Genomic DNA, 11,762 nt, shown 5'->3' with positions numbered 1-11,762 from the left:
GTGAGTGGCGTGGTTGTTGGGTTGCGGAAAACGTTTAAAAAAGCGACGGTGCTTTTTTGGGCGGGTTTGGTTTTGTAGGGGTGTGTGGATATAAAAAAAGGCCCTGGTCGCGTTAGCGATCGGGGCCTTTTTTATGTTCGGTCTGGTGGTGTGGGGTGCTGCGTGGTAGTGACAGTAATTCACCGTATCCAAAATAAAAAAAGGGCCACCCAAATGGGTGGCCCTTTCTTTTATTTAGAAGCCTGACGATGACCTACTCTCACATGGCGAAACACCACACTACCATCGGCGATACTGCGTTTCACTTCTGAGTTCGGCAAGGGATCAGGTGGTTCCACAGTTCTATGGTCGTCAGGCAAACTGGCTTGGGTTGGCTTGGTCTTATGAGCTTGTGCTCTGCGCTGCCACTTGACTGTCCGTTTGCCACTGCTCTCGCAGTTAACAGTCAACCCAAATAAGTCGGTAAAACATTCTGTAGTAATACACCGCAAGAACTGTATGTCTCGTCTCGCGCACAATCCACTGATCGATCATCTGATCAGTAATCGTTAGTAACCATCTCTGTTGTATGGTCAAGCCGCACGGGCAATTAGTACTGGTTAGCTCAACGCCTCACAACGCTTCCACACCCAGCCTATCAACGTGGTAGTCTTCCACGGCCCTTTAGGACTCTCAAGGAGTCAGGGAAATCTAATCTTGAAGGAGGCTTCCCGCTTAGATGCTTTCAGCGGTTATCCCGTCCGAACATAGCTACCGGGCAATGCCACTGGCGTGACAACCCGAACACCAGAGGTTCGTTCACTCCGGTCCTCTCGTACTAGGAGCAACTCTTCTCAAATTTCCAACGCCCACGGCAGATAGGGACCGAACTGTCTCACGACGTTCTAAACCCAGCTCGCGTACCACTTTAAATGGCGAACAGCCATACCCTTGGGACCGGCTTCAGCCCCAGGATGTGATGAGCCGACATCGAGGTGCCAAACACCGCCGTCGATGTGAACTCTTGGGCGGTATCAGCCTGTTATCCCCGGAGTACCTTTTATCCGTTGAGCGATGGCCCTTCCATACAGAACCACCGGATCACTATGACCTACTTTCGTACCTGCTCGTCATGTCTGACTCGCAGTCAAGCGCACTTATACCATTATGCTCATTGCATGATTTCCGACCATGCTGAGTGCACCTTCGTACTCCTCCGTTACTCTTTGGGAGGAGACCGCCCCAGTCAAACTACCCACCATACACTGTCCTCGATCCGGATAACGGACCAGAGTTAGAACCTCAAACATACCAGGGTGGTATTTCAAGGATGGCTCCACAATGACTAGCGTCACTGCTTCAAAGCCTCCCACCTATCCTACACAAGTAGGCTCAAAGTTCAGTGCAAAGCTGTAGTAAAGGTTCACGGGGTCTTTCCGTCTAGCCGCGGGTACACTGCATCTTAACAGCGATTTCAATTTCACTGAGTCTCTGGTGGAGACAGCGTGGCCATCGTTACGCCATTCGTGCAGGTCGGAACTTACCCGACAAGGAATTTCGCTACCTTAGGACCGTTATAGTTACGGCCGCCGTTTACCGGGGCTTCGATCAAGAGCTTCGCCGAAGCTAACCCCATCAATTAACCTTCCGGCACCGGGCAGGCGTCACACCCTATACGTCCACTTACGTGTTTGCAGAGTGCTATGTTTTTAATAAACAGTCGCAGCCACCTGGTCACTTCGACCGGCCTCAGCTTAGGGAGCAAGTCCCATCACCAAAACCGGCGTACCTTCTCCCGAAGTTACGGTACCATTTTGCCTAGTTCCTTCACCAGAGTTCTCTCAAGCGCCTTGGTATTCTCTACCTGACCACCTGTGTCGGTTTAGAGTACGGTTCGCAATTGCCTGAAGCTTAGAAGTTTTTCCTGGAAGCATGGCATCAACCACTTCACTTACCGAAGTAAGCTTCGTCATCAGCTCTCGGCCTTAGGGACCCGGATTTGCCTAAGTCCCCAGCCTACTACCTTAAACACGGACAACCAATCGCCGTGCTGGCCTAGCCTTCTCCGTCACTCCATCGCAGCAATTGCAAGTACAGGAATATTAACCTGTTTCCCATCGACTACGGCTTTCGCCCTCGCCTTAGGGGCCGACTAACCCTGTCCCGATTAGCGTTGGACAGGAACCCTTGGTCTTCCGGCGGGGAGGTTTTTCACCCCCCTTGTCGTTACTCATGTCAGCATTCGCACTTGTGATACCTCCAGCAAACCTCACAGTTCACCTTCAGCGGCTTACACAACGCTCCTCTACCATGCTCATAAGAGCATCCGCAGCTTCGGTTATCAGTTTGAGCCCCGGTATATCTTCCGCGCGGGCCGACTCGACTAGTGAGCTATTACGCTTTCTTTAAAAGATGGCTGCTTCTAAGCCAACTTCCTAGCTGTCTGGGCCTTCCCACATCGTTTCCCACTTAACTGATATTTGGGACCTTAGCTGGCGGTCTGGGTTGTTTCCCTTTTCACGACGGACGTTAGCACCCGCCGTGTGTCTCCCGCGATTGCACTCCACGGTATTCGGAGTTTGCATGGGGTTGGTAAGTCGGGATGACCCCCTAGCCCAAACAGTGCTCTACCCCCGTGGGTGAGACGCGAGGCGCTACCTAAATAGCTTTCGAGGAGAACCAGCTATCTCCCGGCTTGATTAGCCTTTCACTCCGATCCACAGGTCATCCCCTAATTTTTCAACATTAGTGGGTTCGGTCCTCCAATTGATGTTACTCAATCTTCAACCTGCCCATGGATAGATCGCCGGGTTTCGGGTCTATTGCCTGCAACTAAACGCCCTATTAAGACTCGATTTCTCTACGGCTCCCCTATGCGGTTAACCTTGCTACAGACAATAAGTCGCTGACCCATTATACAAAAGGTACGCAGTCACCCCGAAGGGCTCCTACTGCTTGTACGTATACGGTTTCAGGTTCTATTTCACTCCCCTCTCCGGGGTTCTTTTCGCCTTTCCCTCACGGTACTGGTTCACTATCGGTCAGCTGGGAGTATTTAGCCTTGGAGGATGGTCCCCCCATGTTCAGTCAAGATAACACGTGTCCCGACCTACTCGATTTCACTAAATGTGCCTTTTCGTGTACGGGGCTATCACCCTGTATCGCGGAACTTTCCAGATCCTTCCACTAAGACATAAATAGCTTAAGGGCTAATCCCCTTTCGCTCGCCGCTACTCAGGGAATCTCGGTTGATTTCTTTTCCTCCGGGTACTTAGATGTTTCAGTTCCCCGGGTTCGCCTCCCTAACCTATGTATTCAGTTAGGGATACCTGTAAAACAGGTGGGTTTCCCCATTCGGACATTCCAGGATCAAAGCTTGTGTGCCAGCTCCCCTAGACTTTTCGCAGGCTCCTACGTCCTTCATCGCCTCCAGCTGCCAAGGCATCCACCGTATACGCTTAGTCGCTTGACCATACAACACAAACGACTACTAACGACTTTGTATCCAAACGCCGATAAACGTTTGAACACCGGATTGTGTGCTTGAGAGACACACATTTCTATTGAGTTGAGTATTGTTAGTACTCAACCTCGCCTTGCAGTGTATTACTACAAAATGTTTCACCTTGTTAAAGAGCATCTGATGTAAAAATCAGAAAGCTGAACTCTTATCTTTCGATAAAAAATCAGATTTCTGAGTTCTAATGTTGTGTCGGAAAATGGTGGAGCTAAGCAGGATCGAACTGCTGACCTCCTGCGTGCAAGGCAGGCGCTCTCCCAGCTGAGCTATAGCCCCATCTCAATAAGCACCCTTCAAAACCTTTCACTTTGAAGAATGTAAATTTCACGAATTGGTGTTTTCTGAATTCGCCGCATAGCCTGCTATGCAAGAATTCTGAAAGCGCCGAGTCGTGGAATTTTGGTAGGCCTGGGCAGACTTGAACTGCCGACCTCACCCTTATCAGGGTGCGCTCTAACCAGCTGAGCTACAGGCCTAAAACTTTGTACCCTGGGTAAACCACAGGGCACTAGACCCGCCCAACGGGCATCACTGACACAACATCATCAGTTCCGATCAAGCAATATGTGTGAGCACTTACGAAGTTAGGTCGACTTCGATTAAGGAGGTGATCCAGCGCCAGGTTCCCCTAGCGCTACCTTGTTACGACTTCACCCCAGTCATGAACCACAAAGTGGTAAGCGTCCCCCCGAAGGTTAAACTACCTACTTCTTTTGCAGCCCACTCCCATGGTGTGACGGGCGGTGTGTACAAGGCCCGGGAACGTATTCACCGTGGCATTCTGATCCACGATTACTAGCGATTCCGACTTCATGGAGTCGAGTTGCAGACTCCAATCCGGACTACGATTGGTTTTTTCGGATTAGCTCCACCTCGCGGCTTAGCGACCGTCTGTACCAACCATTGTAGCACGTGTGTAGCCCTACTCGTAAGGGCCATGATGACTTGACGTCGTCCCCACCTTCCTCCGGTTTATCACCGGCAGTCTCCCTGGAGTTCCCGACATTACTCGCTGGCAAACAAGGATAAGGGTTGCGCTCGTTGCGGGACTTAACCCAACATTTCACAACACGAGCTGACGACAGCCATGCAGCACCTGTCTCAGAGTTCCCGAAGGCACCAATCCATCTCTGGAAAGTTCTCTGGATGTCAAGAGTAGGTAAGGTTCTTCGCGTTGCATCGAATTAAACCACATGCTCCACCGCTTGTGCGGGCCCCCGTCAATTCATTTGAGTTTTAATCTTGCGACCGTACTCCCCAGGCGGTCTACTTAACGCGTTAGCTCCGAAAGCCACGGCTCAAGGCCACAACCTCCAAGTAGACATCGTTTACGGCGTGGACTACCAGGGTATCTAATCCTGTTTGCTCCCCACGCTTTCGCATCTGAGTGTCAGTATCTGTCCAGGGGGCCGCCTTCGCCACCGGTATTCCTTCAGATCTCTACGCATTTCACCGCTACACCTGAAATTCTACCCCCCTCTACAGTACTCTAGTCTGCCAGTTTCAAATGCTATTCCGAGGTTGAGCCCCGGGCTTTCACATCTGACTTAACAAACCACCTGCATGCGCTTTACGCCCAGTAATTCCGATTAACGCTCGCACCCTCCGTATTACCGCGGCTGCTGGCACGGAGTTAGCCGGTGCTTCTTCTGTCGCTAACGTCAAATCTATACGCTATTAACGCATAAACCTTCCTCACGACTGAAAGTGCTTTACAACCCGAAGGCCTTCTTCACACACGCGGCATGGCTGCATCAGGCTTGCGCCCATTGTGCAATATTCCCCACTGCTGCCTCCCGTAGGAGTCTGGACCGTGTCTCAGTTCCAGTGTGGCTGATCATCCTCTCAGACCAGCTAGGGATCGTCGCCTTGGTGAGCCCTTACCTCACCAACTAGCTAATCCGACATAGGTTCATCCAATAGCGCAAGGTCCGAAGATCCCCTGCTTTCTCCCGTAGGACGTATGCGGTATTAATCCGGGTTTCCCCGGGCTATCCCCCACTACTGGGCAGATCCCTATGCATTACTCACCCGTCCGCCGCTCTAATAAGTCCCGAAGGACCGTTCGCGCTCGACTTGCATGTGTTAGGCCTGCCGCCAGCGTTCAATCTGAGCCATGATCAAACTCTTCAGTTTAAAGAGTCGCCCGACTGCTCACGCCATTAAACTTCAATGGCCAGTCAGGACTTAAGTCTTGCTCGGAATTAAAACGTAATTCATTGACATGAGTTACTTGCTTCCGATAAATCTATTTCTGGTCGAGACCAGATGTCGATCCGTCGCTCCGCAAGCACCCACACATATTGCTTGATCGAATTTTTAAACAACTCAGCGTGGCGCCAGGCCCTCACTGTGGGACGCGTATTCTACACATCCGATCTGCTTAAGCAAGCGCTTTTTGCAGACTTCTTTGAAGCGCTGAAACCGCGATAAATCAACGCTTCCAACCACCTCGATCACCGCTTCGGTGACCCCGAGAAGGACGCGCATTATATGGCGCCGATCTCGTTTGGCAAGGGCTTTTTGAAATTCTTTTTTGGAGTGAAACTCGCTAAATTTCAAAGGCTTATCTTGCCGTCTCGCCGCGTTTTGCGTTGCCGCTCAAGCAGCGAGGGCGCGAACTATACGAGCCCATAATGGCCTTCGCAAGCACTTTTTCGAAAAAGTTTAAAAACCCTCCCGGGGGAGGAAATCCGACCGACGAAGACCCGGAGCCACAGGCGTAGCCCTTCGGTTTCTCTCGGGGGATCTTTTCAGAATAGTGTCACGGGAGGGGAATGCCAAAAATGGCGGGTAGAATTGTCGGCCAATCCACGACAGGGACCGGCCGACATCAAAAGATGGGATACAGCAGCAGTTACTGCTTGTTCGAGGACTTGCCAGCAGACTCCTCAGTCTCACTACCACGTCCCTCTTTACCCTCAACTTCGGCAGTGCCCTCACCAGCTGCTACAGAAGCTGCACGGCGGTCGCGCAGCATCTTCCACACCCAGGCCGCCGGCCCTGAAAAAGTGTAGATCACAGCAATCACCAACAGCACACGGGGCGGGTCGATAGTGACAAGGCTGAACACCAGGATGATCGCCAGCATCATGACAAACGGGACTCGCCCCTTGAAATCGAGCTTTTTGAAGCTGCTGTAATGGAAGTTAGACACCATCAGCAGACCCGCTGCAGCGGTCACCAGTGCGGCGACAAAGGCGAGACCGCTCCCCACATCGGCGTCGTGACCGGCCCAGACCATGCTGGCCACGATAGCGGCTGCAGTCGGACTGGCGAGACCGATAAACACCCCCTTATCGACGGTATCAACCTGGGTATTGAAGCGGGCCAGTCGCAACGCGGCACAGGCCACATAGAGGAATGCGGCCGCCCATCCCAGTTTGCCGAGCGGCCCGAGCCCCCAGCTGAACACCACCAGCGCCGGCGCCAGACCAAACGACACCATATCGGAGAGTGAGTCGTACTGGACCCCGAATGCGCTCTGGGTATCGGTCAGTCTCGCGACCCGACCATCCAGGCCATCGAGGATCATGGCGGCAAAGATTGCGATGGCAGCAGCCTCGAAGTTGCCCCCCATACCCGCAATGATGGCGTAGAAGCCACTGAACAGAGCGCCCGTGGTAATCAGGTTTGGCAGCAGGTATACCCCTTTTGCCCGCACCTTTTTACCGCTCGCGGAAACCTCTTCTTCCACATGTTCATCCACTGGTAAGCGGATTTCCTCTTCGGACCGCAGGCTCTCTGCCCGATCGTCCTGTTTCTCGCTCATACAAGCTTCCTTAAAAACCACGACTTGGTGACACAACGTGGAGTGTACAGTGGCGAACAGGCAAAAAAAAAGCGGCGGGACCGCCAAGTCCCGCCGCTTTTTGATCGAAAGCCGCTATTTAGCTGTTGCCTTCGGTCTTGTCGATGATCTTGTTGGCCTTGATCCAGGGCATCATCGAACGCAGTTTGGCACCGACCTCTTCGATCTGGTGCTCACCGCCGATACGACGCTCGGCTTTCAGGCGCGGCTGACCGGCCAGGGATTCCAGCATGAAGTCCTTGGCGAATTTGCCGGTCTGAATATCTTTCAGAACCCGCTTCATTTCCGCTTTGGTCTCTTCGGTGACGATGCGCGGACCGGTAACGTAGTCGCCGTACTCTGCAGTGTTGGAGATAGAGTAGCGCATGTCCGCGATGCCGCCCTGATACATCAGGTCAACGATCAGCTTCAGCTCGTGCAGACATTCGAAGTAGGCCATTTCCGGCGCATAACCCGCTTCGGTCAGAGTTTCGAAGCCAGCCTGTACCAGTGCGGATACACCGCCACACAGAACGGCCTGCTCACCGAACAGATCGGTCTCGGTTTCTTCGCGGAAGTTGGTTTCGATGATTCCTGAGCGGCCGCCACCGTTGGCGGATGCGTAGGACAGCGCCAGCTCTTTCGCGGTGCCGGATGCGTTCTGGTAGATCGCGATCAAGGTCGGAACACCGCCCCCTTCCAGGTAGGTAGAGCGCACAGTGTGGCCCGGGCCTTTCGGCGCGATCATGATGACGTCGACATCTTTCGGCGGCTCGATCAGCTCGAAGTGGACATTGAAGCCGTGGGCAAATGCCAGCGCGGCACCGGATTTCAGGTTCGGCGCTACCTGCTCGCGGTACACCGCTGCCTGGTACTCGTCCGGAGTCAGGATCATGACAACGTCGGCATCTTTAACCGCGTCGGCGACTTCCGCTACACGCAGACCGGCTTTCTCGGCTTTTGCCCAGGAAGCAGAACCCTTGCGCAGACCGACAACAACATTGCTCACACCGGAGTCTTTCAGGTTGTTGGCGTGCGCGTGGCCCTGGGAGCCGTAACCTATGATTGCAACAGTCTTGGACTTGATCAGAGAGAGGTCACAATCTTTATCGTAATAAACTTGCATAACTTACTTCCTGCTTTTCGTACTTTAAAAGTCATTTACCCGCTGATTACTCAGCATTGATTCATTCAGACAGCGCTCAAACACTGAGGATTTTTTCGCCGCGGGCGATCCCCGAAACACCGGAGCGGACCACTTCCATAATGGTGTGCTCGCCCAGTGCCTGTAAGAAAGCGTCCAGTTTTTCACTGGTACCCGATACCTGTACCGTGTACATATTGCTGGTGACGTCGACGATCTGGCCGCGGAAGATGTCCACACTGCGTTTGACTTCGTCCCGCTGTGCCCCGGTCGCACGCACTTTCACCAGCAGCAGTTCGCGCTCGATATGTGAACCTTCAGTCAGGTCCACCAGTTTTACCACATCGATCAGCTTGTTCAGATTCTTGGTGATCTGTTCGATCTTGTGGTCGTCCCCGATGGTAGTCAGCGTCAGCCGCGACAGGGTCGCGTCTTCGGTAGGGGCCACCGTGAGGCTCTCGATGTTGTAACCTCGCTGGGAAAACAGGCCAACCACCCGCGACAGCGCACCGGGTTCGTTCTCCATCAGAACTGAAATGATTCTGCGCATTGTGTTTACCTCCCTTTACGTCCGTTCCGTTTTGCTGAGCCACATATCCCGCATGGAGCCGTTCGGCATCACCTGCATGGGATAAACGTGCTCAGTCGGATCGACGTAAACATCGATAAACACGGTGCGATCCTTGATCGCAAACGCCTCCGCGAGTTTGCCGTGCAGCTCATCGCGGTGCTCGATCTTCATGCCCAGGTGCCCGTAGGCTTCCGCCAGCTTGATGAAGTCCGGCAGGGACTCCTCATAAACACTGTTGGACAGGCGCCCTTCGTACTGCATTTCCTGCCACTGCTTCACCATGCCCAGGGCCTGGTTATTCAGACACAGGATTTTTACCGGCAGCTTGTACTGGGTCGCTGTGGACAGCTCCTGGATACACATCTGGATGCTGCCTTCACCGGTTACACAAACGACTTCCGCATCCGGGAAAGCGGCTTTCACCCCCAGGGCAGCCGGCAGGCCGAAGCCCATGGTGCCGAGGCCACCGGAGTTGATCCAGCGCCGAGGTTTGTCGAAGCGGTAGTACTGGGCTGCAAACATCTGGTGCTGGCCGACATCCGAAGTCACGTAGGCATCGCCCCTGGTGATCTCATGCACTGCACTGATCACCTCTTGCGGCATGATCATGTCGCCATTGGTGCGATAACGTGGCGCAGTGTAAAGACCGTGGCGCTCGCGCCAGTCGTCAATCTGACGCCACCAGTCGACGATCGCAGACTGGTCCGGCATGTCCGTGGAGGCCTTGAGCATCTCGAGCATTTCCTTCAGCACCGACTGCACCGTACCCACGATGGGCACATCCGCAGTAATGGTCTTGGAAATGGACGCGGGATCCACATCGATGTGGATAACCTTGGCACCGGGACAGAATTTATTCGGCGTATTGGTTACCCGATCATCAAAGCGCGCACCCACCGCGAGAATCACATCCGCGTGGTGCATGGCCGTGTTGGCCTCGAAGGTACCGTGCATGCCGAGCATGCCGAGGAAGCGCTTGTCGGTGCCCGGGTATGCACCCAGCCCCATCAGGGTATTGGTCACCGGGTAGTTGAGGTGCTGGGCCAGCTCGGTGAGCAATTCGGAGCCGTCCCCCTGAACCACACCACCACCGGCGTAGATGACCGGGCGCTTGGCGGACAACAACAACGCCACCGCTTTGCGGATCTGGCCGGTGTGTCCCTTACCCGCGGGGGTATAGGAGCGCATACGCAGCTTTTCCGGGAACTTGTAGGGATAGCGATCCACCGGATTGGTGACGTCTTTGGGGATATCGATCACCACCGGGCCTGGACGGCCAGTGGAAGCAATATAAAACGCCTTCTTGACTACCTCGGGAATATCTTCCGCCTTCTTGACCAGGAAGCTGTGCTTCACGATCGGGCGCGAGCAGCCCACCATATCGGTTTCCTGGAAGGCGTCTTCACCGATCTTGTCGGAAGGCACCTGCCCGGAAATCACCACCATCGGAATCGAGTCCATGTAGGCGGTCGCAATACCGGTAATGGCATTGGTAGCACCGGGACCAGATGTGACCAGGACGACGCCAGTCTTGCCCGTCGCGCGGGCATAACCATCGGCAGAGTGGGTTGCCCCCTGCTCGTGACGCACCAGTAGATGCTTGATGCCCTTCTGACGGAAGATGGCATCGTATATATGAAGCGCCGAACCGCCGGGGTAACCGAAAATCAGGTCTACCCCTTCATCCTGCAGCGCGCGAACCAACATATCGCCGCCGGAGAGTAATTCCACTTGAGCCCCCTCAATATTTCGCTAAATTAGGATCCGCATCATCCAATAACCACAGAAAAACCGGACGGCGCGAAAGCCAGACGGCGATTCTAAAGGAAAAGCGTGATAAATATCAGCCTTAAACGCAGATTTAGCCCATTTTTTAGGATAGCTTAACGGAAACGCTAAATTGCGCGGTATCCGGCCGGTAGCGGAACCGGGTCGCGAACACCAAGGCCTCCAGATGGGGAGGGCCTCCTCGGCAGGAGGGGGTGAGCGCTTAACTCACCGGAAAGAGTGCGGTCCACGGGGTGTTGTGGTGACATCTACTTCGCCGAGCGAAGGCCAAATTGTGCAGTTTGCGCCCCCAGTGTCAACAGATGAGGCCAGCCAATAGACCATGCGGCCACTTTCCCTAGCACAAACTGTTAACTGGGTTGCGAGATACCCGCACCTCCCCGGTACAATGCGGGCATCGGGGCAGGCATCTGACGGACTCCCGAACAGGCCGGCACAACAACAATACTCATACACCGAGGCGGTTTCCCCATGCGCACTGTTATTGCAACCCTCTTCCTGTCGCTGGGCCTGATGGCCGCGACAGCTCAGGCCGATGGCATCTACAAGTGGGTGGATGAAGACGGCGTGGTGCACTTCACATCCCAGCCGCCGCAGAAGAAACAGGTAGAAGTGGTCAAGGCACCCCGCTCTGAGCGCTACAAGAAATGGCAGGAGGAACAACAGGCCCTAGTCGCACAGCGCAAGATGAGCACCGCCGGCAAGCCCAACGAAGAAGCCTCCTCCGTCGCACCACAGCAGTCCAGCCGTGATGATGCCGAGAAAAAAGCCGAGAATGTGGCTACCGAAAAAGCCGAGATGGCGGCCCGCGCCCAGCGCTGCCGCAGCGCACAACAGCGCCTGCAGGAACTGGAGAGCCACGCGCGCGTGCGCGAAGTGGATGCCAGTGGCGGCTACCGGGTGCTGCCGGAAGAAGAGCGGCAGCAGCGGATCCAGCAGACCCGCCAGATCCTGCAAAATAATTGCTGAG

At 54.3% G+C, this 11,762-nt stretch carries 6 protein-coding genes, 2 tRNA genes and 3 rRNA genes; 1 reads left to right on the top strand and 10 read right to left on the bottom strand.

The features are described 5' to 3' along the window. Positions 1-240: 240 nt before the first annotated feature. The 10 genes from rrf to HUW35_RS10355 form a co-directional block, all read right to left on the bottom strand. Positions 241-356 (bottom strand): 5S ribosomal RNA (rrf, locus tag HUW35_RS10400). A 212-nt stretch (positions 357-568) separates the two neighbouring features. Next, positions 569-3,451, bottom strand: a 23S ribosomal RNA gene (locus HUW35_RS10395). A 248-nt stretch (positions 3,452-3,699) separates the two neighbouring features. After that, positions 3,700-3,775: transfer RNA gene (locus tag HUW35_RS10390), tRNA-Ala, on the bottom strand. Positions 3,776-3,899: 124 nt separating this feature from the next. Beyond that, positions 3,900-3,975: transfer RNA gene (locus HUW35_RS10385), tRNA-OTHER, on the bottom strand. Between the two features lie 124 nt (positions 3,976-4,099). Beyond that, positions 4,100-5,635, bottom strand: a 16S ribosomal RNA gene (locus tag HUW35_RS10380). The 16S, 23S and 5S rRNA genes sit together here with 2 tRNA genes alongside, the layout of an rRNA operon. A gap of 192 nt (positions 5,636-5,827) precedes the next feature. Then, entirely contained in the window at positions 5,828-6,061 is a 234-nt protein-coding gene (locus HUW35_RS10375; protein ID WP_181252281.1) for a hypothetical protein, read from the bottom strand. Positions 6,062-6,356: 295 nt separating this feature from the next. After that, a complete protein-coding gene (gene pssA, locus HUW35_RS10370; protein ID WP_255463227.1) occupies positions 6,357-7,271 on the bottom strand; it encodes a CDP-diacylglycerol--serine O-phosphatidyltransferase in 915 nt (304 codons plus the stop codon). Between the two features lie 118 nt (positions 7,272-7,389). Then, positions 7,390-8,415, bottom strand: a complete 1,026-nt coding sequence (gene ilvC / locus HUW35_RS10365; protein ID WP_181252280.1) for a ketol-acid reductoisomerase — start codon at positions 8,413-8,415, stop codon at positions 7,390-7,392. Positions 8,416-8,491: 76 nt separating this feature from the next. Next, positions 8,492-8,983 carry an acetolactate synthase small subunit gene (gene ilvN / locus HUW35_RS10360; protein WP_078084481.1) on the bottom strand — a complete coding sequence of 164 codons (492 nt, stop codon included), beginning with the start codon at positions 8,981-8,983 and terminating at the stop codon, positions 8,492-8,494. A 15-nt stretch (positions 8,984-8,998) separates the two neighbouring features. Next, positions 8,999-10,735 carry an acetolactate synthase 3 large subunit gene (locus HUW35_RS10355; protein WP_181252279.1) on the bottom strand — a complete coding sequence of 579 codons (1,737 nt, stop codon included), beginning with the start codon at positions 10,733-10,735 and terminating at the stop codon, positions 8,999-9,001. 528 nt (positions 10,736-11,263) lie between these two features. Here HUW35_RS10355 and HUW35_RS10350 point away from each other — a divergent pair. Beyond that, complete coding sequence (locus HUW35_RS10350) at positions 11,264-11,761, top strand: DUF4124 domain-containing protein (RefSeq protein WP_181252278.1); 498 nt, start codon at positions 11,264-11,266, stop codon at positions 11,759-11,761. The last annotated feature ends 1 nt before the right edge of the window (position 11,762 follow it).

It is taken from the genome of Microbulbifer sp. YPW1, assembly GCF_013367775.1.
Classification (GTDB): Bacteria; Pseudomonadota; Gammaproteobacteria; order Pseudomonadales; family Cellvibrionaceae; genus Microbulbifer.
The sequence above is the reverse complement of the archived record's forward strand: the minus strand, read 5'-3'. Positions and strand labels throughout refer to the sequence as shown.